The 25628-nt window shown below is 60.5% G+C and carries 25 protein-coding genes; 12 read left to right on the forward strand and 13 right to left on the reverse strand.

Annotated elements, in window-relative coordinates; all coding sequences use genetic code 11:
• Window positions 1-92 precede the first annotated feature (92 nt).
• Window positions 93-1139: a glycosyltransferase family 39 protein gene (locus tag BV106_RS14675; protein WP_038165825.1), complete on the reverse strand. Its 1047-nt coding sequence runs from the start codon at window positions 1137-1139 to the stop codon at window positions 93-95.
• Window positions 1140-1229: 90 nt separating this feature from the next.
• On the opposite strand from BV106_RS14675, the gene BV106_RS14680 reads away from it, so the two are divergent.
• Window positions 1230-1988 carry an outer membrane lipoprotein-sorting protein gene (locus tag BV106_RS14680; protein WP_265595687.1) on the forward strand — a complete coding sequence of 253 codons (759 nt, stop codon included), beginning with the start codon at window positions 1230-1232 and terminating at the stop codon, window positions 1986-1988.
• Window positions 1989-2056: 68 nt separating this feature from the next.
• Window positions 2057-4621 carry a bifunctional serine/threonine-protein kinase/formylglycine-generating enzyme family protein gene (locus BV106_RS14685; protein ID WP_038165828.1) on the forward strand — a complete coding sequence of 855 codons (2565 nt, stop codon included), beginning with the start codon at window positions 2057-2059 and terminating at the stop codon, window positions 4619-4621.
• 4 nt (window positions 4622-4625) lie between these two features.
• Here the strand turns inward: BV106_RS14685 and BV106_RS38510 are convergent, their stop codons facing one another.
• From BV106_RS38510 to BV106_RS14700, 4 genes are all read right to left on the reverse strand, one after another.
• Window positions 4626-4913 carry a hypothetical protein gene (locus tag BV106_RS38510; protein WP_265595688.1) on the reverse strand — a complete coding sequence of 96 codons (288 nt, stop codon included), beginning with the start codon at window positions 4911-4913 and terminating at the stop codon, window positions 4626-4628.
• A gap of 3 nt (window positions 4914-4916) precedes the next feature.
• On the reverse strand, window positions 4917-5402 hold the full coding sequence (locus BV106_RS14690; protein WP_038165832.1) for a hypothetical protein: 486 nt from the start codon (window positions 5400-5402) through the stop codon (window positions 4917-4919).
• A 175-nt stretch (window positions 5403-5577) separates the two neighbouring features.
• Window positions 5578-6741, reverse strand: a complete 1164-nt coding sequence (locus BV106_RS35610; protein ID WP_051945841.1) for a L,D-transpeptidase family protein — start codon at window positions 6739-6741, stop codon at window positions 5578-5580.
• Window positions 6742-6950: 209 nt separating this feature from the next.
• Window positions 6951-8465 (reverse strand): glycosyltransferase, encoded by a 1515-nt coding sequence (locus tag BV106_RS14700; RefSeq protein WP_038165835.1) that lies wholly within the window; start codon window positions 8463-8465, stop codon window positions 6951-6953.
• 294 nt (window positions 8466-8759) lie between these two features.
• Between BV106_RS14700 and BV106_RS14710 the strand changes: the two genes are divergently transcribed.
• Genes BV106_RS14710 through BV106_RS14720 form a run of 3 tightly spaced genes read left to right on the forward strand, consistent with a single transcriptional unit; the run spans window position 8760 to window position 10589 of the window.
• Entirely contained in the window at window positions 8760-9674 is a 915-nt protein-coding gene (locus BV106_RS14710; protein WP_265595689.1) for a hypothetical protein, read from the forward strand.
• A gap of 10 nt (window positions 9675-9684) precedes the next feature.
• Window positions 9685-10206 (forward strand): CYTH domain-containing protein, encoded by a 522-nt coding sequence (locus BV106_RS14715; protein WP_051945843.1) that lies wholly within the window; start codon window positions 9685-9687, stop codon window positions 10204-10206.
• Window positions 10203-10589, forward strand: a complete 387-nt coding sequence (locus BV106_RS14720) for a hypothetical protein (RefSeq protein ID WP_038165840.1) — start codon at window positions 10203-10205, stop codon at window positions 10587-10589. The genes BV106_RS14715 and BV106_RS14720 overlap by 4 nt, the downstream gene beginning before the upstream one ends.
• A gap of 53 nt (window positions 10590-10642) precedes the next feature.
• Here BV106_RS14720 and BV106_RS14725 read toward each other — a convergent pair whose 3' ends face one another.
• Entirely contained in the window at window positions 10643-11446 is an 804-nt protein-coding gene (locus BV106_RS14725) for a TerC family protein (protein ID WP_051945845.1), read from the reverse strand.
• Window positions 11447-11601: 155 nt separating this feature from the next.
• Between BV106_RS14725 and BV106_RS14730 the strand changes: the two genes are divergently transcribed.
• Together BV106_RS14730 and BV106_RS14740 are read left to right on the forward strand one after the other, a co-directional pair.
• Window positions 11602-13794 (forward strand): ATP-dependent RecD-like DNA helicase, encoded by a 2193-nt coding sequence (locus BV106_RS14730; RefSeq protein WP_051945874.1) that lies wholly within the window; start codon window positions 11602-11604, stop codon window positions 13792-13794.
• 270 nt (window positions 13795-14064) lie between these two features.
• Complete coding sequence (locus BV106_RS14740; RefSeq protein WP_038165844.1) at window positions 14065-14472, forward strand: type II toxin-antitoxin system death-on-curing family toxin; 408 nt, start codon at window positions 14065-14067, stop codon at window positions 14470-14472.
• Between the two features lie 14 nt (window positions 14473-14486).
• Here BV106_RS14740 and BV106_RS35615 read toward each other — a convergent pair whose 3' ends face one another.
• From BV106_RS35615 to BV106_RS14765, 5 genes are all read right to left on the reverse strand, one after another.
• Entirely contained in the window at window positions 14487-14810 is a 324-nt protein-coding gene (locus BV106_RS35615; RefSeq protein WP_051945847.1) for an H-type lectin domain-containing protein, read from the reverse strand.
• Between the two features lie 269 nt (window positions 14811-15079).
• Entirely contained in the window at window positions 15080-15490 is a 411-nt protein-coding gene (locus BV106_RS14750; protein WP_038165845.1) for a rhodanese-like domain-containing protein, read from the reverse strand.
• Window positions 15491-15544: 54 nt separating this feature from the next.
• Complete coding sequence (locus BV106_RS14755) at window positions 15545-15937, reverse strand: response regulator (protein WP_038165846.1); 393 nt, start codon at window positions 15935-15937, stop codon at window positions 15545-15547.
• A 98-nt stretch (window positions 15938-16035) separates the two neighbouring features.
• Entirely contained in the window at window positions 16036-16464 is a 429-nt protein-coding gene (locus BV106_RS14760) for a response regulator (RefSeq protein WP_038165847.1), read from the reverse strand.
• A 74-nt stretch (window positions 16465-16538) separates the two neighbouring features.
• Window positions 16539-16763 carry a hypothetical protein gene (locus BV106_RS14765; RefSeq protein ID WP_265595690.1) on the reverse strand — a complete coding sequence of 75 codons (225 nt, stop codon included), beginning with the start codon at window positions 16761-16763 and terminating at the stop codon, window positions 16539-16541.
• Here BV106_RS14765 and BV106_RS14770 point away from each other — a divergent pair.
• The 5 genes from BV106_RS14770 to BV106_RS14790 are packed head-to-tail and all read left to right on the forward strand — an operon-like array spanning window position 16762 to window position 21701.
• A complete protein-coding gene (locus BV106_RS14770; RefSeq protein WP_038165938.1) occupies window positions 16762-17250 on the forward strand; it encodes a chemotaxis protein CheW in 489 nt (162 codons plus the stop codon). The two genes, BV106_RS14765 and BV106_RS14770, sit on opposite strands and share 2 nt — an antisense overlap.
• Window positions 17240-18751, forward strand: coding sequence for a CheR family methyltransferase (locus BV106_RS14775; protein WP_051945851.1), 1512 nt, complete (start codon window positions 17240-17242; stop codon window positions 18749-18751). Before BV106_RS14770 ends, BV106_RS14775 begins: the two co-directional genes overlap by 11 nt.
• On the forward strand, window positions 18748-19302 hold the full coding sequence (locus BV106_RS14780) for a chemotaxis protein CheW (protein WP_038165849.1): 555 nt from the start codon (window positions 18748-18750) through the stop codon (window positions 19300-19302). Before BV106_RS14775 ends, BV106_RS14780 begins: the two co-directional genes overlap by 4 nt.
• A gap of 39 nt (window positions 19303-19341) precedes the next feature.
• Window positions 19342-20430, forward strand: a complete 1089-nt coding sequence (gene cheB, locus BV106_RS14785; RefSeq protein ID WP_038165850.1) for a chemotaxis-specific protein-glutamate methyltransferase CheB — start codon at window positions 19342-19344, stop codon at window positions 20428-20430.
• Window positions 20427-21701: a response regulator gene (locus BV106_RS14790; protein ID WP_051945853.1), complete on the forward strand. Its 1275-nt coding sequence runs from the start codon at window positions 20427-20429 to the stop codon at window positions 21699-21701. The genes cheB and BV106_RS14790 overlap by 4 nt, the downstream gene beginning before the upstream one ends.
• A 56-nt stretch (window positions 21702-21757) precedes the next feature.
• Here the strand turns inward: BV106_RS14790 and BV106_RS35620 are convergent, their stop codons facing one another.
• Window positions 21758-23212 (reverse strand): fused response regulator/phosphatase, encoded by a 1455-nt coding sequence (locus BV106_RS35620; protein WP_051945855.1) that lies wholly within the window; start codon window positions 23210-23212, stop codon window positions 21758-21760.
• A gap of 7 nt (window positions 23213-23219) precedes the next feature.
• Window positions 23220-25577 carry a response regulator gene (locus BV106_RS14800; protein WP_038165851.1) on the reverse strand — a complete coding sequence of 786 codons (2358 nt, stop codon included), beginning with the start codon at window positions 25575-25577 and terminating at the stop codon, window positions 23220-23222.
• Between the last annotated feature and the right edge of the window lie 51 nt (window positions 25578-25628).

Here is a 25628-nt window from a genome sequence, read left to right on the forward strand (position 1 = left end):
GCTATCCCTGCCGTGCGGGGAGGCGGAGGCAAGCGAAAAGTTCGTTGCACCCTGAACATGACAGGCTTGTCAGGTTAAGAGTGGCATCTGGCTCAGAAGGGCAGAATGAGCCAGGTACCCTTCACCAGCCAGCAGGACTGGGCGGCTGCGGCAAGCACGGTAAAGCTGCGGACCGCCACTTTCAGCCGGGGAGGGGCGGGCTCGTAGGTGAGCGACAGGTGCGCCAGAAGCATGCACACCGGGGCGAGCCAGGCTCCGCTACCGCTGCAGGGCCAGGGGAGGCTCCGCCAGATGAGCATGTCCAGCGTGAGCAGCGGCCACATGAAGGCGTAAACGAAGGCCATGTGGTAGGTCATGCTGCGCCGCTGGGTGCTGCGCACGAGCACCCAGCCGAAGGCAATCAAGAGCAGCGGGGAGCAGGCTACGAGCAGGTGGAGCAAGATGTCCACGCCGTCGAAAGCGGGAGCCATGGGCAAATGATTGAGGCCAGCCCAGCCATTCCGCGAGTTTCCCAGGTAGAACAGAATGATCGCCAGCACGAGAAAGCCTCCTAGCACGGGAAGCACCGGCCACTTGGTCAGAGCCCGGCGGCCCCGCTGCGTGAGCGCCATGCTGGCGCAGCCGGCGACGCCGAGCATGGCAAAGCGCCAGTCCACGAGTGACAAGGCCAGGAGGCCGCAACCGAGAATCCACCAGTACAGGTGCCAGGGGTGGGTGCGATGCAGGGCAAGCCTGAGTGCTGCCAGCACCGCCACTGACCCAGCCAGCCCCAGCGTGGTGGGGGTCATGGTGGTGGCGGCGATATTCACCGCCGGGATCACCTGGAAGAGGAGCAGGGCCCAGGAGGCCGTGGTGTTGTCGAACAAGCCACGGGCCAGCTCCCAGAGCAGCCAGCCAGCGGCAAAGATGATCCACGGTGAAAAGAATCGGACGCCAAACGAGCCCTCTCCAAACGCGGTGGTGCTGATCTTTACCAGCCAAGGCAGCAGCGGGCCGAGCCCTTCATGCCAGGACAGAGGCTCGTGGGCGCATCGCAACACATACTCTTCCAGAGACGTGAGGCCGGACATGGGCAGCAACAGGCTCCGCGCCAGGGTCAGGATGACCATGGCAGGCAGGAGAAAACGTTGGCGGTTCATGCGTTCACGTGCAGACTTTCTGTCAGGGCCTCTGTCTTTGAGTAAATGCTCACGGCTGGCTGTCAAAAGCCGCCTCCAACAAAAGTATCCATGACCCCCAGAATCTTCCTTCTCGCACCGCTAGTTGCCATCGTGACCTGTAGCCTGGGGGTGGTGATGCCGGTGAGCGTTGCGCATGCCCAACAACCTGCGGCGGCAACCGAGGATGGGGCAGACAAGGTCAAGGCCGGTGAGGACATCTTGCGGCTGGTCCGCATGAGCCAGGCTCTGCAAGACCTGAAGAACCTCAAGGGCAAGCTGCGCAACCAGGAGACTGGTGAGGAGGTGCCCTTCGACCTGACCATGGCTGACAATGTCATCCGCTTCACGTTCACGGGCGGATCGAAGGAGGTCGTTAACCTGGACCTCAAGGAAAATGGCACAAAGCTGACCCGCACCACCAGCTCGGGCAAGGTGGAGATGCCGGTCTCGCTCTATTCAGAGACGGTGAAGGGCACCCACCTGAACTACGAGGATCTTTCCATGCGCTTCCTCTACTGGCCCAAACCAGAACTGGTCGGGGCGGAGAAGGTGAGCTTTCAAACCTGCTGGGTGGTCCATGTCATCAATCCAGACAATCGTGGCCCCTACCGGCAGGTGCGTATCTGGGTGGATCAGGAGAGCGGCGCGATGATGAAGATGCGAGCCTATGATCAGCAGGGTAAACTGCAGAAGGAGTTTCTGGTGCGCAAAGGGCAGAAGTTCAAGAATGCCTACATCTTGAAACAGATGCGCGTGCAGTCCTATGACACGGACAAGAACAAGGTGAACGGCATCACGTACCTGGAGATTGAAGATCCTGCGGGCTGAGGGCAACTTGCCCTGCGGACCGGTGTTGAACAAACCGGCATGCGGCCGCGTAATGTGACCAAGGAATCGTGAATCCATTTACTTCCAGCGATCGCAGCCGCCCTCGCATCCATGACCATGAGACTCTGCGTCTGATTGGGCGTGGGGCCTATGGAGAGGTGTGGCTGGCACGTGGGGTGACCGGGGCACTGCGCGCGGTGAAGGTGGTCTGGCGGGCGGACTATGATTACCCCGAGGCCTTCGAACGTGAGTTCGAGGCGATTAAGCGATACGAGCCCGTCTCCCGGCGACATCCCGGTCTGGTGCCGATCCTTCAGGTCGGACGAAACGACCAGGAGGGATTTTACTACTATGTCATGGAGCTGGCCGATGACGTGGAGCGGGGGAGGGACATCGATCCGGAGACCTATCGCTCCCTCACGCTGACGGCGCGGATGCACAAGGTGAAGCGGCTCAAGGCAGCGGAGTGCCTGAAGCTCGGGGAGACGGTGGCGGATGCGCTGCACTTCATGCATGAGCATGGGTTGATCCACCGCGATGTGAAGCCCTCGAATCTGATCTTCATTGATGGTGTGTGCCGACTCGCGGACATCGGGCTGGTGGCGCTGCTGGGTCAGCGCAGCTTTGTCGGTACAGAAGGCTTCGTGGCACCGGAAGGCCCGGGAAGCGCGCAGTCGGACATCTTTTCCCTGGGAATGGTTTTGTATGAGGCCAGCACGGGGAAGGACCGGCTGGATTTTCCCGATCTGCCAAGCGCGGAAGAGACCGGGGAGGGGATGGAGCAGTGGCGCCTGCTCCACCGGGTGATCTGCCGGGCCTGTGCCCAGCACGCGGCGGAGCGATATGCCTCTGCTCAGGACATGGTGCTGGCGCTCCAGGGGCAGCGTGTGCCTGAGCGAGGGGCCAGACGCAAGCAGCTGATCATGGCTGGTGTGGCTGCGGCCGTGCTTCTGGTGGGGCTGGGGGCCTGGGTGGCACGACAAGAGCCGGTGAAGGCTTCCTTGCGCCGGGCGGAGCCGCTTCTAAATCTGCGGACTGAGCCGCCGGGGGCGGAAGTGTACTCCAACGGACTCAAGCTGGGGGTGACGCCACTGTCGCTGAATCCATCAGAAGGCGTGCCGGCGATCTATCAGCTGCGGCTGGCGGGCTTCCGGTTGCAGGAGGTGGAGCATCGGGCTGACAAGAAGGCTCCCACCACCTATGAGTTGAAGCTCGAACCCTCCAAACTGCCGCAGCCCGGCGAGCGGTGGGTGAACAGCCTGAGCATGACCTTTTTACCGCGTCAGGCGGGGCACGCCAGCGAGCGTCCGGTGGAGATGAAGGCCTTCGACGGGTTTCTCAAGGCGACGGGGCGTCCCTTCGAGGGGCGGGTGGTGCCTTATCTGCTGCGTGGAGAGAAGAACCCGATCTATATTGTGGTGGTGCCTCCGGGTGATATCGAGGCGTTCCGCTACTGGCTGGCGGATGCGGACCGTTCCAAGGGATTCCTGGCCAACGAGCATCACTACGAGATCGAACCCCTGCCGTATGCGGAAGGCGGTGGAACTCTGCCGGACGTGGATGGTGTGCCGGGCGTGGACAACAACCGGGACGAGTCGCGAGAGGGCCTGGCGTTCTCCCTGCGCGTGGAGCGCCAGGGTTACGGCAGTGTACTGGTGCGAACGAACCCGAGCGGGGTGAAGGTCTTCCAGCGAGACGAGTTGCTAGGCATCACGCCGTTGGAGCTACCCCGGGTGCGGACAGGCGATGTCGAGTATGATCTGAAGGGTGAGGGAATGACCGATTTTGTGTTGGAGGGGAACGTCAGCGAGAATGAACTCCTCGAACTCTACGCGGACATGGAGGCCCGGCGCAATGTGACTTATGGGCGGGAGTGGCGGAATTCCATGGGCATGAAGTTCATCCCACTGGGGGACATCTTGATGGCCTCCTTTGAGACCCGGCGGCGGGACTATGCAGAATTTGTGAAAGCCACCGGTGCAAGAAGGCCAGGGACCGCACCCGAGCAGCAAAAGGGCGCGGCCTTCCCGGTCGTGGCGGTGGACCGGGCTGAAGCCCGCAGCTTCTGCGAATGGTTTACTCAGAAGGAACGTGAGCTTGGTTTGATCGAAAAGCGTGACCGCTATCGGCTCCCGACCGATGAAGAGTGGAGTCGTGCAGTGGGGCTACCTCTGGAGCGGGGACGTGATCCGGCGGAGCGCAACAGCCGCATCCGGGGTGTCTATCCCTGGGGTTATGACTGGCCGCCGCCGCGCGGGATCGACAACTTCGCTGACGAGGCGGGAGCCCGTCGTATGAGCCTGACGGCCACGATTCCCAACTACGACGATCGCTATCCGGCGCTCGGCGCGGTGACGTCGCTGCCCATGAGCAAAAAGGGCTTTACCGGGCTGGCCGGGAATGTCAGCGAGTGGGTGGACACCGACTATGACAATGCCGCTTCGAAACAACCCGGGGCGACGGTGATGGGGACGGTGCGAGGAGGCAACTGGCGCACTTCGAATCCCGATGAGCTGCTGTCTTCAGCCAGGATGGCCACGCCGGTCAATGCCCGGCGGGACACGATTGGCTTCCGGATGGTGCTGGCAAGGGATGGGGTGGTGGCGGAAGCTGGAAAGACGGCGGGGCAGTAGCCTTTCAGGGCATGGAATCGCCCTGCGCAAAGTACGGGGTACGATCGATGATTTGATGATGACAATGATGGCACTCGCTGGTGTGCGCGGTCCGGTGGTCGAGTGGCTTTTGACAACGAGGGCAGGTTAGAGCGGGCGGACGCTTGAGGCTGCTGGATATCTTTATGGCGAGATTCAAGCCCAGCAAACTGGCGACAAACCACGCCAGGCCTCCCCATTTTGCGGAAAGCGCCTGCTGGTGGACGGCCATGGCAATACCGGCCGAAGGCAGGATCAGGATCGACGCGAGCAAGGGTCATCTCCAGCGGCGGCCCTCACGAACGTAGGACTCGACCCGGGCGCAAAAGTCATCGTGATCGAGGAGTGTCTCCTCATTGGCGAGCATGGGATCGTTTTGGAAGCGAGGATCACTCACTGCGGACTTTTTGCACCGGGGGCAGGAGCCGATGGCGCGCAGCCTGGTGGAGGAGCTGTACTTGGAAAAGGGGAGTGCACAGTGCGGGCAAACGGGAGCGGGGTGCATCTCCAAGTGGCGGCGCTTTCGTCGCTCCACAACGGTGATGCAGGCAATCATGGGGCCAAGCATCAAGATGAGGACGACCGCGAGCGATGCCTTGGGCCATGAGTGCTGGCCTTCCCACAAGTGCTGATAGATCGCAATGGACCCACCTGCCAGCAGCATCCCGCTGATGACACCTGCCAGAACGAGCCGGGAGTTTTGCGGGTTATGGGCGAATTGCTGGATGGCGACGATCTGGTCCGCGATCTCTGATCGAGTCATAAGATGCGTACGTGCAGAGGTCGGCGCTCAGGGGCTGGGAGAAAGTCAGCGGGGAAGTAAGTCTCTGCAACGGTCGCGCTTGCCCGTATGAATTGCCGACGTGCTGTCCATGCAGCCTCGATACTTGCCATCCGTCTCCGCCAGTTTGGAACGGAGACGGTTCCATTAGAATTGCTTAAGGTGTGGCCGCGGCGACCTTCTTCTGGGGCGTCGTGCGCTTGGACTTCAACACCACTGGGGTGGCAGGAGTGGCACTGGCCGCAGAATAGATGACGGTGGCACCGCTCTGAAGCCGACGGGAGGCGAAATTGCCCGCGCTGGATTCGCTGCCAGGAACTGGAGTTTCCTCTTCGGAGGCGAGGGCGGGCGAAGGGGAGCCGTTGCTGGGAGCGGCCGCAACTGCTGGGGCATGAGCGTGTGCCGCATGCGTGGAAACAGGGGCAGGTGCGGGAGCTGAGACGGCCTCTTCCTCAGGGCTGAGGCGACGCAGCATGTTGCCAAAGTTAAAGAGGGACCGTTTGGCAGGAGCTGCGGATGGCGTGGTATTGGCAGCGAGCTCGGGGGCCGGGCCGGAGGGGGCGGCATGGCTGACGGGAGCCGTCGTGGAAGCGGGGGCTGAGACAGGCGCAACCTGCTTCGACTGGGCCAGCATGGCCTCGGTGCCCTCAGGCTTGCCGAGAGGACCTTGCATGTTGGGATTCGGGCTAAGGAAAATAGGAGGGGCGTTCTCCGGGGTGGCAGGCAGAGGGGAGGGCATGGCGGCCGGGACATGGCCGGGCAGTTTGCCTTCCACCACAAGGACGTTGGAGCCAATGCTGGTGCGGTCAAAAACATCGACGACGTCTTTCGACTTCATGCGGATGCAGCCGTAGCTGACGGGCTTGCCGACGTTGCGCTCCTCAGCCGTGCCGTGGATGTAGATGCAGCGGCCGTAGGCGTTCTTGTTCTGGGATTCCATCCCGCGAAGCCACATGATGCGGGTGACGATGGGATCACGACCGGGGGCGTCCGGCTTGAGCACCTCGCCAGTGAGCTGGCGGCTCTTGAAAACGGATCCGGGCTTCACACCCTGACCAATCTTGGCCACAATCTCGTGCCGACCGAGCGGGGTGCCGTAGGCTCCGGGCTTGTCGTTCAAGCCAAACTTGGAGGTGGAAACCGGGTACTCCTTGAGACGCGTTCCGTTGCTGGAGTAGAGCGCGAGCTTCTGCTCCTTCACGCTCACGACCACATTGGCATTCCGGTCCACCTTGCTGGTGGTGCACTGGCTGAGCAAAGTGGCTGCTCCGACGACACAGAGGGATCTGGTCAGGTTGGAAGACAGGCGACGGAAGTTCATGCACGAGAGCCGGTGATTCACAACTGGGGGTGGTAAAACTAATTAAACGATGTTAATGGATTTGCAAGCTGGATGTCTGGTTTCCAACCCGCGCCACTGGAATGAGTGGCGGCGGATAAGTGTGCCGGGAGCAAAAGTTGCTCAATTTTTCCATCAATTTCGCACCACCGCTCCCGTCATTAGTAACGATAGCGAATTTTGTGCCAACTTCAAGCCACAGCAGGATCTTGGGAAGGTTCCTCCGGAGGAGCCGGGGGGAACAGGGTGGGGAAGCTCCACCATTTGCTCATGGAGCCGACCACCACGTAGAGGAAGCCGAACTGAAACATGGCCAGGAAGGGGACCGACATCCACTGGCCTTTGATCAGGGCCATGACGACCAGGAATGAGAAGTATCCGGCAAGGGCAACTTCAATCCAGAAGGTGACGGAGCGGGCGGCCTTGTATTTGCTGCGCTTGCGTACAGGAGCGGTTTGCTGGCCGTACTTGGGGGTCCGGACGAATTCGGACTGCTGATTGAAGAGGGCCTCGAGAACGGCTTTGCCGTTGTTAATGGACATCCCGATGCCCAGTGCCAGCAGGAGGGGCAGGTACGGGAGGGCCTTGAGCCAGCCCCAAGGGCGCTGCGCACCCTGGGCAGTGAGATAGAAAAGAATGACCGAAAAGCTGGCGAAGAAGAAGACGGGAAGGTCCAGGAAGACGGCTTTCTGCCAGGAGTTCTGGAAGACGAAGTTGGCCGGGTACATCAGGATGACCACGCCAAACATGAGGAGGTAAGCAAAGTTGGCGGCCAGATGGGCGGTGGCTTCGAGTTTGACGGACAAGGGTTCCTCGCTGCGCCAGACGGTGCCAAGGATCTTCTTGCACACCTGAATGCTTCCCTTGGTCCAACGGTGCTGCTGGCTCTTGAAGCCATCCATGTCTGGCGGAAGTTCTGCGGGGACGAGGATGTCCTTCAGATAGACGAAGCGCCAGCCGTTCATCTGGGCGCGGTAGCTGAGGTCCATATCCTCAGTAAGGGTGTCGTGCTCCCAGCCGCCAGCGTCGATGATCGTGGACTTGCGCCAGATGCCTGCGGTGCCGTTGAAATTGAGGAAGAATCCGCCGCGGCTGCGGGCGGTCTGCTCCAGCACCAGGTGACCGTCGAGCATCATGGCCTGGAGGCGGGTCAGCAGACTGTCGCGCTTGTTGATGTGCCCCCAGCGGGCCTGTACCATGCCGACCTTCTTGTCGCTGAAGTGGTGGATCATCTTCTGCAGCAGGTCCGAGGGCGGAAGGAAGTCGGCGTCAAAAATGAGGAGGAACTCGCCCTTGGCGGAGGGCATGGCCTCCTCCAGTGCCCCTGCTTTGAAACCCGTGCGGTTGTCGCGATGGCGATACTCGACATCGAAACCACGGGCGCGGAGCCGGGCGGCACCGTCTTCGCAGACTTGGGTGGTGTCGTCTGTGGAGTCATCCAGAATCTGGATCTGCAGGAGATTCTGCGGGTAGTCGATCTGGCTGACGGCTTCCAGAAGCTGGTCCACCACGTGCATCTCATTGAACAGCGGGAGCTGGATGGTGACCTGAGGAAGGGTCTCAAAGGTGCTGGTGACTTGGGGCTCGGCCTTGCGGTGACGCCAGTACAGCCAGAGAATCCGCAAGCGATGGGCTCCGAACACGCTCAATCCCAGGAACACGGCCACATAGCACACGAGCCAGAGGGTCACATTCCAATCGGTCATAAAGAGATTTAATCGTTGAGGCAGAGCACGAAAAACGGAAACGGAAGGATGTTAAGGGCTGAGGCGTCGTCAAGTGGCATTTCCGACGCAACATAAGCCCACGGGGGGATTCCCTCTCCCTCCAGCAGGAAACGTGCGCAGAGTAGCCGAGTTCTCGATTTTGGCCAAGACTTCGACAACACTTCGAGGTGATCCGTGTCGAATCCCGCTATGCTCTCCACCGGCTGTCCGCCATCCCCTGCCTGCCATGCAGAAAAATTGGCAATCCTGAAAAGTCCGCCTAGGATGCGCGGCATGAGAACATGGTTTGAAGGCAACGTCAGTCAGCGCCTCGTCGGTGGTCTGCTGATGGCGTCCGTGGCGCTTGGTGGAATGGCACAGGCCCAGGAGAAGGAAAAGGCCAAGACGGGCAAGGGCAAGGAGGAGGCTCCTGCCAAACCAGCCAAAACCAAGGCCGTCGTCCCCGAGGACTTGGTGGGCAATGAGCACATTCGGGAAGAGTTCGGCGTCAATGATTTCACCACGCCCTCGATCCGGAAGATTTTTGACCAGCTGGATGCCTTGGGCACGCTGCCCTATGACCAACTCAAGCGCCCGATCAGTGACAAAGCTCCCTCTGACCGCGTGCTCATCGCCCTCGGTCTGGGAGTGTTGATCGGGGACGGCTTTCTCGTGGTGCAGTGCGAGAAGATCGAGGAGATGGACAACGTGGGCCGGGCGCTGCTGAAGTACGCCAAGGCACTGGGTGCTGGCATGCGGATCAACAAGCACAGCCAGAGCCTGCTGGAAAACAGCATCAAGGGTGACTGGGACACGCTGCGAAAGGAACTGGCGTCCACGCAAGCGGATGTGGAGGCAGAAATGGTGCTCCTCCGCGATGCCGATGTGGCGCACCTCATCTCTCTTGGTGGGTGGCTCCGGGCCTTTGAAATCAGCACCCAGGCGGTGGCGTCCAATTACAGCGAGGAAAAGAGCCGCAATCTGGGCCGGGCGGACATCGTGGAGTATTTCCTGGCCAGCCTGGAGTCTCTGCACCCCACGGTGCAGGAGCAACCCTACATCAAAGACCTGCACGACGGCCTGGCGGCGATGCTGCCACTGCTGGATGTGCCGGAAGGAAAGGCCTTCACGCTCCCTGAGGTGAAGGATCTGCAGGAGAAAGCCAAGCTGCTCTCCCTCGTGGTGCAGGAGCATCTGCCCAAAAAGTAGGGTCACGACCATGGGAGTCGAGATCGAACGAAAGTTCCTCATTTGCTCCAATCTCTGGCGGTCTGGGCCCCCTGGGGTGGCCTACCGTCAGGGGTATCTCTGTCGTGACAAGGAGCGCACGGTGAGAGTCCGCCTGGCGGGCTCTCAAGCCTATGTGACCATCAAGGGGGCCCGCTCAGGCCTGTCCCGGGCGGAGTTTGAGTATGCCATCCCGCCGGCAGATGCAGAACTGATGCTGCAGATGTGCCTCCCGCCCCTCATTGAAAAGACCCGCTACCTCCGGGCTCATGGAGGGTTTGTATGGGAGATCGACGAGTTTCATGGGGAGAATGCCGGACTGGTAGTGGCCGAGATCGAGCTGCCCTCTGAGGAGACTCCCTTCGACAAGCCCTCCTGGGCGGGGACGGAGGTCTCTCATGATCCCAGGTACTTTAACTCACGCTTGGCGGAGCATCCCTATTCCGAGTGGGGTGGGAGCCGGGCGCGTGATCTGGAGTTCGATGTGCGGTCGAATCCCGAGCTGCCCCCGTGAGTGATCTGACGCGTCAGGACGAGCGGATTGTCCGCAATGCCCAGCGGGCGGGGTTGCGCATGAGCCGGCGAGAGGGGCATGCGCCGACCAAGGAAGAGCTCTTGAAGCTGAAGGTGCAGGTGGCTTCGGCCTGGTCACGGTGGGTCTCGGCGATCCTGGCTATGGGCTCTGCGGGTGGCAGTTGGTACACCTTCTCTCTGAAGATGGACGGCTGGGGCTTTGTGCTGGCAGTGCTGGCGTTGCTCTTCTTCTGCTTCGCCATCTTTGGCATCCGTCGGACGCTCTCAAAAGTTCTCGACGGGCTGGACGTCGCCCACAGCGCTGAGCTGTTTGGCTTGATCATGGAGGGGATCTTCTCCGCGGTCGGATCGCTCTTTGATTGATCGGAAACCCGGAGACGGGTCGTTGGGAACGCCCGTCTCCAGGGAGAGGCAGCTTAAGCCGCCTTGGTGGGAATCTCGGGATGCTTGACCGAGTGGCCTTTCTTGCGGGAAGCACGGATATTGAGCAACTCCACCATGATCGAGAAGGCCATGGCGAAGTAGATGTAGTTCTTCAGGTGCAGGTCGTGGGCCTTGTCAGGGGCGAGGCCTTCGATCATGAGCATCACGCCGATCAAGATGAGGAAACTGAGGGCCAGCATCTTGATGGTGGGGTGGCGGTTGATGAAGTTACTCACGGCACCGGCGAAGATCATCATGAAGCCCACGGCGATCATCACAGCGATGACCATGACCATGATGGACTTGGCCATGCCGACGGCGGTGATCACGGAATCGAGGGAGAACACGATGTCCAGCATGGCGATCTGGAAGAGGATCATGCCGAACGCAGCACCCTTGGAGGCCTTTTTGTCGACATCGCCTTCGGGGTCGCCTTCGATCTTGGCGTGAATCTCATGGGTGCTCTTGAAGAGGAGGAACAATCCGCCGCCAATGAGGATAAGGTCCTTGCCGGAGATGCCATGGCCATAAACGTTGAAGAGCTCGTCCTTGAGCGACATGACCCAAGTGATTGAGAACAGCAGGAGGATGCGCGTGATCATCGCCAGAGCGAGACCAAGGAACCGGGCCCGGGGCTGTTGGGCCGCCGGCAGCTTGTCCACGAGGATGCTGATGAAAACAATGTTGTCGATGCCGAGCACGATCTCCAGAACGGTGAGCGTCAGCAGGGCGATCCATGCCTCGGGTTGTGAGACCCAGGAGAAGTCGAAGAGGGGAAGGGCAGCCAAGAGTTCCATGGGCGCGAGAGTAGGGAGGATGATTGAGACTGCAAACGACAAACTTAAAACTTACCCGGAGAAATCCGTCAGGAATTGGAAGTGGGGGCAGATGTTGTGCCGGGGGAGGTGAAGTTTCTCTGGAATCTGGAAATGGGATGCGGGAAGGTCGGAGCATGCCACCCTCCATTTCCCACCCGCAGCATGCCCGGCTTCGCGGGTTGGTGGAGAGGGTGACATTTCACACAGAGGAGACGGGGTACTGTGTGCTCAAGGTGCGGCCGGACCGCAGCAGTGAAGTGGTGGCTGTGCTGGGGAAGACGCCCCGAGTGGTGGCGGGTGAGCGAATCGAGGCCACCGGTGAATGGGTACAGAATGCGGAGTATGGCAGGCAGTTCAAGGCGGCCAGCATGCGGCTCTCGCGGCCCGACACCTCGGATGGTCTCGTGCGGTATCTGGGCAGCGGCCTGATCGATGGGATCGGGCCCAAGTATGCCCAGCGAGTGGTGGAAAAGTTTGGCGATGAAGTCTTCGACATCATTGAGAATTACTCTGCCCGGCTGGAGGAAGTGGAGGGGATCGGCAAAAAACGACGGCAGGAGATTCGAGATTCCTGGATGAAGCAGAAGTCCATCCACGACATCATGGTGTTCTTGCATGAGCGGGGCATCAGCACGGCCCGGGCCTTGCGCATCCACAAGACCTATGGGGAGGAGGCGGTGGAGGTGCTGCGACAAAATCCCTACCGGCTGGCCATGGACATCCACGGGGTGGGGTTCAAGACGGCCGACGAGATCGCCGGGCAAATGGGGATTGCTCCCGAGGCACCGCAGAGGCTGCGGGCGGGGCTGATGTATGCGCTGGAAAAGGCGTCTGAGGCGGGGCACACATGTCTGCCAGAAGCGGTGCTGAAGCAGCAGGCGGGCGAAATTCTGGGGGTGGATCCGGTGCTGGTGGAGTCGGTGTTGAGCGAGATGCTCCGGGAGCCGGCCCTCGTGTCTGAGAAGGCGGAGGACGGTCTGCGCATCTTTCTCTCGCCCCTGTATCGCGCGGAGCAATCCATCGCAAAACGGATGCTGGAGCTGGCATCGCGGCCGGCAGGGTTCCCGGAAATAGAGATGGAGAAGGCCCTGGAATGGGCGCAGGAAAAAACAGGGCGGCAGCTCGCGCCGAGCCAGCGCCAGGCGGTGGAGCGGGCGCTCCAGGAGCGGGTGCTGATCCTCACAGGCGGACCGGGGGTGGGCAAGACGACGATCGTCAACACAGTGCTGACCGTTCTAGGAGCCAAAAAGGTGCAGATGGTGCTGGGTGCGCCCACGGGCCGGGCGGCCCAGCGGCTGGCAGAGAGCACCCGCCGCGAGGCGCGGACCGTGCACCGGCTGCTGGAGTTTCAAGGAGATGGAGTCTGGGGGCGCAATGCGCTCAAGCCCTTGGACGGCGACTACTTTGTTGTGGATGAATGCTCCATGATGGATGCGCCACTCATGGCGCAATATCTGGCGGCGCTGCCCAAAGAGGCGCACCTGCTGTTGGTGGGAGATGCAGATCAACTCCCCTCCGTGGGCCCGGGCGCGGTGCTCCATGACCTGCTCGTCAGCGGAGCCATCCCCAGCGTCCGGCTGACGGAGATCTTCCGGCAGGCGGCGGAGAGCCGGATTATCACGGCCGCCCATGCCATCAACCAGGGCAACATGCCGGATCTGAAGCCGGCGGCGGATGGTGATTTCTTCTTCCTCGAACGGGGAGAGGGGCAGGAAATCCAGGACACGATCGTCTCCCTGGTCAGGGACCGTCTGCCTGCGCGCTATGGCTTTGATCCGGTGCGGGACATTCAGGTGCTCTGCCCCATGAACCGGAATCTGCTGGGCACCCGGGTGATGAACGGAGTGCTACAGAAGGCTCTGAACCCTGGCAGTCAGATGGGGTTCGAGGTAGAGCGTTTCGGTCAGATCTACCGGGCGGGGGACAAGGTCATTCAGATTCGGAACAACTATGACAAGGAGGTGTTCAACGGTGACATCGGTCGGATCGCCAGCATCGAAAGTGAGCCGGTGAAAATCACGGTGCAATTCGACGGCGGGCGGAACGTCGCCTACGAGCCAGGTGAGCTGGACGAGTTGCAACTGGCGTATGCCATCACCATCCACAAAAGCCAGGGCAGTGAGTTTTCCTGTGTGGTCATCCCTTTTGCGATGGCCCACTTCGTCATGCTGGAGCGCAGCCTGATCTACACGGCGGTGACGCGGGGCAAGAAGCTGGTCGTTGTGGTGGGGGAGTCCAAGGCGTTGGGCATGGCGGCCCGCCAGGCAGGGGCGCGGGAACGGTGGACGGGGCTGGTGGCGCGGCTGGCTGGGGTTGGTCCCGCGTGACAAAGTTTCCCTTGCGGAATTCGGGTGTAAAACGTAGTTTTACGGCATGGTCAAGACGATTACCAAAATCGGAAATTCACAGGGTCTCATTTTCGATGCCGCCTTGATGGATATGGCTCACTTTCAAGTAGGGGATAAGGTGAACGTGGAAGTGCATGAAGGAGGGACAGTCACACTCACGCCTCTGCGAAAATCCGTCAGTACCGAAGACGCTGCGGCAGCTGCAAAGCGGATCATTTCACGGAACTCCGAAGTGTTCAGACGGCTGTCATGAGTGCGTGGATCTTTCTGACCGCTGAGGCGGTAAAGGCCATCCATCATGAAGTTCTGGCGGCTCATGGCGGGTCTGCTGGTCTTCGAGATGAAGCCTTGTTGGAATCCGCAGTGGCGGCACCGCAGGCGTCGATGATGGGGCAACCCATGTTTACCGATGCGGTGGAAATCGCCGCCGCTTATCTGTACTATCTGTGCTGCAATCATGCCTTCGTTGATGGCAACAAGCGGGTGGCGCTGGCTTCTTGTTTGGTGTTCCTCGAACAGAACGGATTGCTTCCAGACGATGCCATCACCACCCATGCAATCGATGCATGGGAAACCCTTGTGCTTGACGTGGCGTCTGGGAGCTTGAGCCGTGAAGACACCACAAAACGTCTTCAAGGATTGCTGGTACAAGAATAGTCCCTGAGCGCTGTCTACGCCCCGATGGCCAGCCAGCTCAGTTCTACGGCGTAGACCCGGGTGTCATCCCAGGTGTGCAGGTTCACGAAAAAGCCGGACGGCGTGATCTCGCTGACTTTCAAGCTGAGCCGGCCGCTGTAGGCGTGGTCCATATCGAACCCAGTGAGGCTGGCGTGGACGACCGGGGGATTGGCAAAGGACTCTGCAAAGGGGACCTCGACGGTGAAGACCCGGGCGGTGCCGGGATCCGGCACCTCGGCGAGATTCCAGCCCTCGCTCAATACTCCCAGGCCGAGGGTTGCGGAGAAGGTTTTCCAGGGCTGGACAAGTGTTTCCATGAAGCGGGATCGATAGGGTGGGGGCTGAGACGGGAGAGAGCGAAAAGGCTCTGTGGCTACATGGAATAAGCAGGATGCGGACCTGCGCGTCAGAAGATTGCAGATTGTTTGGCGGCAGCGAGGTCACTGCCCGGGGCCCGATAAAGTGTCTGTCCCTTTATGGCATCCAATAAAGTGTCTGTCCCTTTATGACGTCGCCCCGGACGTCCTTTCGTCTCGGTTCGGATCAGGCCGGGGGTGTAGTCGCGGACCTGCAGGTCGCCCAATCGCTACTTTTGAAGCGGCTTGCCGGCCTCTTCCCACCCCATGATGCCATCATTGAGGTGATAGATGGACTGGAACCCCAGCTTTTCGAAGAACCTCATTGAGGCCTTGCTGCGACCGCCTGCCTGGCAGTGGACGAGATACGATTTGCTCTTGTCCAAAGCGCCGAGCTGCTTTTCGAAATCGGGCTGCTTAAAATCGATGTTCTTCGCACCTGCGATGTGCCCTTCGTCGAACTCGTCTTTGGTCCGCACGTCGATGACGGTGACCTTGCCCTCCTTGATGAGTTTCTCTGCGACAGCCGGGCTGACATCTGAGGTCGGCGGCAGGGCGGGCGACTTGGGATCGGCACTCCAGCCGAGGGCAGTCAGAACGAGCGTGGAGAGCAGGAAGACAAGAAGGGGGCGGGCAGACATGTCCCACCTTACGGCAGGATGGCCAGCCCGCAATCCCAGGACGGTGGGGGCCGCTTAGGCCACGGCAACGGACTTGAGAGAAGTCTCAATGCACTGAAGGAGATTGTCGAACTTGATGGGCTTGGCCACCATGTAGTGTCCGTTGCGATACACGACGCCTGCGTCTCCGGTTTCACTGTTGGAGATGAGGGCGGTGATCATGATGACTGGCACATGGGAGAGATACGGGTCTTGATGCAGAAGGGAGCTGACATCCCCGCCATCCATTCCAGGCATGATGTAATCCAGCAGGATCAGTTCGGGTGAAAACGCTCTGGCTGTGGCCAGCGCCCGGGAGGGATGATTTTCAATCCACACTTCAAAAAGGCCGGTGTCTTCAAGGTTCAGTTTGAGTGACTGGGCCAGAGGCATGTCATCGTCGACGATCAGGATGCGCTTGGTGTTCATGGCAGGAGAATCGTGGGGAGTCTTGAGCGGGGTGAAGGATGTGAAACTAATGAAGTGACTGGATGTATTAGACTTGCGGAGTGCGCCAGGCGTTCGACTCAGCGACCGGATTCGGAAGGGAGCTTGGCCTTGCTCAACCAGAATTCTGCGAGGGCTTTGATGGCGGAAAAAAACTCGTCCAGATCTGCGGATTTGGTGAGGTAGCAGTTGCCTTGAAGACGATAGACTTCGTTGATGTCGTCGGGAGCGTGAGAGTTGGAAACGACGATCACGGGGATGAAAGAGAGCAGGGGGTCAGACTTGATTTCCTGCAGCACCTCCCGGCCGTGTTTGCGGGGGAGGTTCAAGTCCAGAAGGATCAAGTTGGGGGTGGGCATTTCAGAAAAGCCGCACTCCCGGCGCAGGAACTGCGTGGCCATTTCGCCATCGGATACAATCTTGAGGTCATATTTGAATCCGGTCTCCTGCAATGCTTCCTGAGTAAGCCGGGCCTCAGCCGGATTGTCTTCAACCAGTAGGACCAACATGGCGAACGGGCGGGTTGCAGCGTGAAAATAATCTAATGAAAGTATTGGCTATGTAATGCAAAACTGCAATTCAATTAGCCCGTTATTTTTTCCATATAAATTAAATACATCGAATCGCTGGTGTGGATCATGCTAAACCGTTCATCCTGGATGACCTGAAAACATTCCTTGCCAGAGAGGGAAAGGATCGTCTTAAATGGTGGCGTGTGGGAAAACTTGGTGAATTGAGCCGTCACGAAAAAGGCGGCAAACAACAGGGCCTGACCACCGCGCATTTGAGGACGGATGCTTTCCCGCATGAGTCTCACCTCCCAGCTTGTGGTGTTCTCTCTCGACGGATCCCGTTATGGATTGCCTTTGGCAAATGTGGAGAGAGTGGTGAGAGCCGCAGAAGTCACTCCCATCCCTGAACTTCCAGAAGTGGTAGTGGGTGCAGTCGATGTCGCAGGAGCGATGCGGCCAGTGATAAGTCTGCGCCAAAAATTCCGGCGGGGAAACGGCGAGATGAGAAGGGTGCTGATAACGGACCACTTCATCCTCGCGCACTCCAGCCGTCGGGCGCTGGCTCTGCTGGTGGATGATGTGGAACAGGTGGCGGATGTGCCTGCGGAAATGATCCTGAAGGCCGATGAGTTGATCGATGGCAAAGGTGCGGTGCAAGGATTCGTCAAACTGGAAGACGGGCTCATCGTGATATGCGACTTGGAAAAGTGCCTGACGCCGGATCAAGAGCTGGCTCTGGACCAGGCAGGTGCAGGGGGTGGGGGAGGGGCGCATGACCCGTAGTCACGAAAGAAAGAAGGTGGACTGGGCACGTCTCAGTGCGCTGGTGGCGGACCGGCTGGGGCTCTCCTATCCCGAGACACGGTGGCCTGACTTGGAGCGCGGACTTGGGCGTGCGGCCCTGGAACTGGGGCTGGAGCATGCGGGCGCGCTTGCCGAACGTGTCTTGGCAGAGCCTACCGCGAAGAAGGAGCTGCAACTGCTGGCCAACCACCTCACCATCGGTGAGACCTATTTCTTCCGTGATGCCAGGACGTTTCAGTACCTGGCGGAAAAGGTGCTGCCAGCGATCATCCGGGAGAGGCGGGGTGGTGAGCAACGCCTGAGGTTGTGGAGTGCGGGGTGCTGCACCGGAGAGGAGGCCTACTCCCTGGCCATCCTGGTCACGCAGTTGCTGCCTGATCTGAAAAAATGGCAGGTCACCGTGCTGGCCACAGATGTGAACGCGAAGTTCCTGAAGCAGGCGATTGGCGGCGTGTACGGAGAGTGGTCCTTCCGCGAAGTGGCACCGAGTGTGAAGCAGAAATACTTCACGCAGGTGGGGGCGGGGCGCTATCAGATCCTCCCCGAAGTGCAGGATCTGGTGAGCTTTGCTCATCTTAATCTGGTCGATGATCTTTATCCCTCCCTGGCCACGGATACCAATGCCATGGATGTCGTGCTGTGCCGGAATGTGCTGATGTACTTCACGCCTCACCAGATCAACAAGGTGATTGAGCGGATCAGGCTATGTCTGGTGGTGGGGGGGACGCTCTGCGTGAGTCCCACGGAAGCCTCAGCTGTGTATTTCCCCGGCTGGGTGCAGCGATCCCATGGAGGGTTGTCTTTCTATGAGAAGCCGGGCGAGGACCTTCAAGAATCCATGCCGCCAGGTGAGCTGAAAAGCGAATGGCCTGAGGGAAGGTATCCGGCGGCTCAATCAGACATTCTGCGCCCTGCCAGCCCTCCGGTGCTGGAGTTACTCCAGGGACGGGCGGTGACGCATCAAGAGCCGCCCACGCCCCTTAGCTACGAAGCCGCACTGGCTCATTTTCAGGCTGGGAGATACGTCAGTGCGACGGACATGTTGCTGGCCTTGGCGGAGCCTGCAAAGAAGCAGGCGGAAATCTTTGGGCTGCTGGCGAGGTCGTTGGGGAACCAAGGCCGACTGACGGAGGCTCTGGAGTGGTGTGACCTTTGGATTGCATCTGACAAGATGAATCGAGCCAGTCACTATCTGCGTGCGATGGTGCTCATGGAGAGTGGGGATCACGTGCAGGCGCGGATCTCCTTTCGGAAGGCCCTGTACCTGGATCCTGATTTTGTCCTGGCTCACTTCGCCCTGGGCCATCTGGCTCTAGGAGCCCACAGACACCGGGATGCGGGGCGCCATTTCGCCCAGGCCACCCGTTTGTTACAAGAACTGCCGCATGATCATCTGCTGCCGGAATCAGAGGGACTTACGGCCGGAAGACTCATGGAGACGATTGCATCACTGGTGCCTGAAGACTCACTTCATTCATGAATGCTGCCCTCAGAGAAGACGCTGATGTTCAGGCTGCCGAGGCGGACCGGATGCTGTTGCGGGCCCGGGCGATGGAGCTGGCCCGGGTGCCGGAAACCCCGGCGGCACCAGACACCCTGCTGCATGTGCTGGAGTTCGCCCTGGCGGCAGAGCGCTATGCGGTGGAGGCCAAGTTTGTACGGGAAGTGTATCCTCTGAAGGATCTGTCACCGCTGCCTTGTGCGCCCTCGTTTGTCGCAGGCGTGGTGAATGTGCGCGGGCGCATTCTGCCGGTCTTGGATCTGCGCCGATTCTTCGATCTGCCGGGGCGAGGCATCACTGACTTGCATCGCGTGATTCTGGTTCAGGGGAATGACCTGGAATTTGGGCTGCTTGCTGATGTCGTCACGGGCATGGTGACTCTGCCGGTGGGCGCGCTCCAGATGAATTTGCCTGCCATGCCGGGCATCCAATCTCAGTTCCTCAAAGGTGTGACGGCAGACTGCCTCATCGTCATCGATCTGGCCCGGGTGATGGCGGATCCGGGCATCGTGATCCATGAGGAAATGTAGTGCATCAATGATTCATCCAATCTCGCTTACTTGCTGCTCATGACTGAGGACGACATCCGTGTGCTCGTGGTGGATGATTCCGCCGTGGCCACGCTGGTGCTCGTGCGCATCCTGCAGACGGATCCGAGGATCAAGGTGGTGGGAACGGTGACGGATGGCAGGACGGCGGTGGAATTTGTCCGCATGCACCGTCCTGACTTGGTGCTGATGGACTTTCACATGCCGAGGATGGATGGAAGTGAGGCAACGAAGTCGATCATGCAGACACATCCCGTGCCGGTGGTGATCTGCTCCGGAGTGTCTGACCCGCGAGAGATGTTGACCACGTTCCGCGTTTTGGAATCAGGTGCCGTCGCTTGTGTCGCAAAACCTGTAGGTACGGGCACAGTGGATGATGGCCGAAAAATCGCTAACTTACTCCAGACTGTGAAGCTGATGTCAGAGGTGAAAGTGGTGCGACACTGGCCGGCCCGTGCGTCCGGGCTGGCACCCGTGTTGCCACTGCCAGTGAACTCGATCCTCGCAGAGGCGGGCAAGCATCGGTTCAAGGCGATTGGCATCGGTGCCTCGACAGGCGGACCCGCGGTGATCAAAGAGATCGTCTCCGCATTGCCGGGGAGCTATCCCATCCCCGTGCTGGTGGTGCAGCACATCACGCCGGGATTTGCTGCCGGGCTGGCGGAGTGGTTGGGCAAGGAGAGCCGGCTACGGGTGCAACTGGCGGTGGACGGGCAGTCGGCCCAGCCGGGTACTGTGTATGTGGCACCGGACAGCAAGCATCTGGCGCTGACTGGAGGAGGACTGTTGAGTGTGAACGAAGCTCCTCCGGAGAATGGCTTGCGCCCCTCTGTGTCCCATCTGTTCCGCTCGCTGGCAGATGTCTGTGGCAGTGACACTATCGGTGTATTGCTCACCGGTATGGGAAAGGATGGCGCGGCGGAACTGCGCCGGATGAGGGATATGGGTGCGGTGACCCTGGTGCAGGACAAGGAAACGTGCGTGGTCAACGGGATGCCTGGCGAGGCCACGTCGCTGGGGGCGGCGATGTATGTGCTGCCCCCAGAAGGAATTGCCGCGGCACTCGTGGTCCTGGCAAACCAGACCGGCAAGAGGGAGGTAACGACATGAACCCCGTCAGTGATAACAAACCGGAACAAGTGGAGATCCTGGTGGCGGAGGACAGCCCGACCCAGGCTTGCAGGCTGGAGCACATCCTCAAGCAACAGGGTTACTCGGTCACGACCAAGTCCAACGGCAGGCTGGCGCTGGAGTCGGCCCGGGCCCGCCCTCCTACGCTGGTGATCAGCGATGTCATCATGCCGGAGATGGACGGATATGAATTCTGCCGGAGGCTGAAGGAGACACCGGAGTTGAAGCAAGTGCCGGTGATCCTGGTGACGGCCCTGTCCGATCTGGAGGATGTGATCATGGGGCTGAAGTGCCATGCCGACAATTTCATCCTGAAGCCCTATGACGAGGCCTATCTGCTGGGGCGGGTGCGGGAGGTGCTGGCGGCGGGGCCGGCCGAGCCGGCGGACATGGACAGTCCGGGGGTGGACTTCGTGGTGGAGGGGCGGAAGCACAAGATTTCCGCGAACCGGACCCAGATTCTGAATCTCCTGCTCTCCACTTACGATGCCGCGATCCATCGAAACCGCGAGCTGACGAGAGCGCAGGAGGATCTGCAGCGGCTGAATGCGCGCCTGGAGTCCGCGAACAAGGAGCTGGAGACCTTCTCGTACTCCGTGTCTCATGATCTCCGGGCTCCGCTCCGTCACGTGCGGGGCTTTGTCGGGCTGCTGGCGAAGCGTTGCAGTGCTGGACTGGATGCACAGGGCAAGGAATACCTGGAGATGATCCAGCAGGCGACGGACAAGATGGGACGCCTGATCGACGACCTGCTGTCCTTCTCCCGGACAGCGCATGCGGAGCTGAAGCTGGAAGAGGTGGATGTGGGAAAACTGGTCACAGAGGTACGGAGGGAAATGGAGGGGGAAACGACCGGACGGTACATCGAGTGGCATCAGGGGCTGCTGCCAGTGTTGCGGGCTGATCCCGGGTTGCTGCGGCAAGTGTTCGTGAACCTGATCTCCAATGCTGTGAAGTACACACGGCTCAAGGAGCGTGCCGTCATCGAGATCGGCACGGCGGAAGGAGGTGGGGGCGATGACGTGATGTTCGTCCGTGACAACGGTTCAGGTTTTGACATGAGCCAGGCGCACAGGCTCTTTGGGGTATTCCAGCGTCTCCACCGGGATGACGAGTTCGAGGGGACGGGCATCGGCTTGGCGACGGTGCAGAGGATCATCAACCGTCACGGCGGGAGGATCTGGGCAGATGGGGCGGTGAACCGGGGGGCCACGTTTCATTTCACGCTGGGGGCGCAGCCGGGACGGTGAGCGGGGGAGCGGATGCGTCCTAGCGCCCTTTCTGCGGCATGGGCTGCGCGGAGCGCCTATGGGCGTGATACACCGCCGATGCTCGCCTCTTCTTTTTCTATTGGGGTGCCCGGATTGGCAGCCGAAGCCGCGGAGTGAAGGTGGAGCACGTCCACTCCGACCAGACACATGTCGTCTTCAAAATCGCCGGAGGCAGAAAAGCTTTTGAGCTCGGCGATGACGGTGTCGAAGAGGTCGGGGGTGCGGAGCTTGACGTGTCGGGCCACGAGTCTGGCCAGCTCCTCCTGCTCGAAGTAGGAACCGTCCGGTGCCTCTATTTCATAGAGCCCGTCGGTGAACAGCATGATGAGATCTCCGGCGGCGAGGTCGCGTTGCAGACTGGGATAAGTGACGGCGTCCATGAGACCGAGTACCGGGCAAGGCCTCTGGTCCGCGAGTTGCATGGGAGAGACGATCTGGGTGGTACGGTTGATATGGTAGGGCGCAGGATGGCCTGCATTGCTCCATTGGAGACGGGAGCCGGACACATCCACCACCAGGTAGAAGGCGGTGGCGAAGAGCGGGGTGACCGTCTGATGGAGGATGGAACAGAGGGAACGGTTCACCTCGGTGAGGAAACGGCCCGGGTCAGAGGCGGCCGCCCCCATTTCCTCAACCAGTCCCCGAATGATGGCGGTGACGAGGGCGGCACGGACACCGTGCCCCATCACGTCGCAGATGAACACGCCCGCTTGATGGTCTGAGAGGCGGAGGATGTCAAAGAAGTCTCCTCCGAGCTCGGTGGTGGTGGCGTAGCGGTGACAGAACTGGATGGCACTCTGTTCCGGAGAGGCTGTGGCAGGGAAGACCGGATAATGACGGGGGAGAAAAGATGACTGCAACTCACGCGCCATCTCCAGGTCGGCCTCCATCTCAGCATTCTTTTCGCGAAGCTGTCCGGCTTGCTGCTCCAGTTTGTTTTTGGCACTGCTGAGTTCCAGGTTCTTCTGCACGGCGGTTTCGTACGTGGAGAGAAGCAAGTCGATGGAGTGCATCCGCGCGGCATTGAGCTCGTATTTGTGGCCGGCGAAGAAGATCTCCCTGACGTGGGAGCCCTTAGAGGCTTGGCGGAGTTCCAGGTTGGCCAGCACGTATTGGATGCGGGAGAGAAGGAACTCCTCCTCGTACGGTTTGACGATGAAGTTGTCCGCGCCGCATTCCAGGCCTTTCAGAATATCCTTGGGGTCTGAGAGTGAGGTCAGGAGGATGACCGGGAGGCTGGCGAGCGTCGGGTCGTCCTTGATGTGACGGCACAGTTCATAGCCGTCCATCTCCGGCATGTTGATATCGGTGATGACCAGTGTGGGACGGTTCATGGCCATGGTCTGCAGGGCTTCCCGGCCGTTGCGTGCATTGACCACCCGGCAACCCTGGCGCTCAAGAATGAACTGGACCCGCAACGCCTGGGTGGGACTGTCCTCCACACTGAGGACCACCACATTCTTCATGCTGATTTCTTCGGGGCCACTCATGAGGTTTTTAGAGGAGTTTGCGAATGACGTCCAGGAGGTTGGACTGGTCGAAATTGCCCTTTACCACGTATGCGTTCGCCCCGACGTCCACGCCTCGCTCATGGTCCTCCCTGGAGCCGAGGGCGGTGACGAGGACGACTGGCAGGTCTGCCAGCTTTTTGTCAGCGCGGATCTTGGCCGTGAGGTCAAAGCCATCCATGCGGGGCATCTGGACATCGGACACCAGCAGGTCGAACTCATTGGTCTTAAGCGCGGTGTAAGCATCCACGCCATCTACGGAAACGGACACATCGTAGCCGGCGGATTGGAGGATGTTCTTAAGGAGCATGCGGGAGGTCACGGAGTCATCAGTGACAAGAATCTTTCGCGCAGGAGCGCCGAGCCGGCGGGATTTCATGGCCGCATGCCGCTTGCGCACCGGAGAGGGGGAGCGGGCGGCGGACTGGAGAAGATCGGAAGTGTTGAGGATGATCGCCGGTGCCCCAGAAGCAAGCACCGTGGCTCCGGCAACATTCCGGACGCGGGAGATGGGCTTGCGCAGTCGTTTGACCAGTACTTCCTGCTCATTCAGGATGCCGTCCACGGAGAACGCGACGCGCCGGTCACCGTCGCCGAGGACCACGGAAACAACAAAATCACTTGGGAACGGGTGTTCCCGCGGGGGCAGCTCCAGCACCGACTCCATGGAGACCAGAGGGAGGCGATGTTCATCCACGAGCACGGTTTCACGATTCTCCACCGTCTGAATGTCGGACCGCCGGTGCCGGTTCACCCGGTCGACACTGGCGGTGGGCACGACAAACACATGGCCGGAGACTTCCACGAGGATGCCCTTGAAGGTGGCCAGGGTCACCGGGACAGTGATGGTAAAGCAGGTGCCGGTGCCCGCGGTGCTGCTGATGGCGATCCGGCCACCCAGCTTCTCCACTTTCTCCTGCACGATGGCCATGCCCAGCCCGCGCCCGGAGATTTCCGTGATGATGGCACTGGTGGAAAGTCCGGACTTGAAGACCAGTTCATGAGCCTGTGTTTCGTCCGAAAGCTCGGCCTGCTCTCCGCTCAGGTATCCTGCTGACACGGCCGCGGCCTTGATGCGGGCTGTGTCAATGCCGCCCCCATCATCCTCCACACGGATCTCCACCTTGTTGCCGTCCCTCGGCGTGACACTGATCACCACACTGCCGCCTGGCGACTTGCCGCGTTCAAGGCGGACCTGTTTGTCCTCGATCCCGTGGTCCATGGCGTTGCGCACAAGATGCAGCAGGGGATCCTTGAGCTCCTGGAGCACCCGCTTGTCCATCTCCACCTCCCGGCCGCGAATGACGAGATCCGCCTCCTTGCCCAGATCACGGGAAAGATCCCGCACTACCTTGGGGAAGAAGTCCAGCAAGGTGGCACAGGGGAGCATGACGAGACGCTTGGTGTCATCAAGCAACTGCTCGACCAGCGCGCTGATGGACCGCTCGTCCTGGGCGGCGGCGGCGCTGGAGAGGGACAGCTGCCGCTCCATGAGCCGAAGGTGTTCCGCAGTCCACTGAATGAATTCCTGGCAGCGAGCAAGGGCCGCGCCCGGGTCTTCGCCTGGAGACGGGCGCAGCTGGCGGTGCGCCTTGGACCAGCGCTTCTGCCAGGTGACCATGTGGTCGGAGAGCACGCGCAGGGCCTCGGAATGCTGATGGCTGGCGAGCTTGGCCGCCACCATCTCCTCCACCTGACGGAGGAGGGCATCCATGCGGCTGACGGGAATGCGAACGGTCTCCGCGGTGTAGGCGATGTCTGGCTCGGCCTGCGGTGGAGGTGGGGTTCGGTCTGTCAACTCGGCGGGCATCACCGGGAGGCTTTTGGCAGTAGTTGCAGGAGGCGGTGGTGGCGGCGTTTCCTGGGGGGCGGCTGGCGAGTCTGGGGACGAGGTTGAAGCCTGGGGTGCGGCAGGGGGCGGTTCAGCGAAAGGGGGGGCAGGATGCAGCAGTGACTGGATGCGCCGCACGGTGCCGGTGATGTTGTGCACAGGCACTGTTCCCGCAGCAGGCAGGGCTGCCTGAAGGAGCTTGGTGATGAGGTCGATGGCGCTGTTTACCACATCGAAACTTTCCTGACTGATGTGCACAGCCGGCTTTTGCTTCCAATGGGAGAATACGCTCTCCAGAGCCTGGCAGAGGGTCTGGATGCTGGTGTGATCCACGGCACCGGCTGCACCCTTGAGGCTGTGAGCCTCCCTGAAGATGGTTTCGAAGATGGGCTTGCGCGTTTCCGGGTCAGTGGCCTTCTCTACTGCGAGCAGGCCGGAAGTCAGGGCCTGGACGTGTTCACTGGCCTCCACCGCGAAGGCCTCGCGGAGTTTGTCGAGGAACTCGTCGTCGGTCATGGAATGAGGAGGATGACGTCAACTGGAGGGACGGGCAGGGATGGGCCCACA

It is taken from the genome of Verrucomicrobium sp. BvORR106, from assembly GCF_000739655.1.
Lineage (GTDB): Bacteria > Verrucomicrobiota > Verrucomicrobiia > Verrucomicrobiales > Verrucomicrobiaceae > Verrucomicrobium.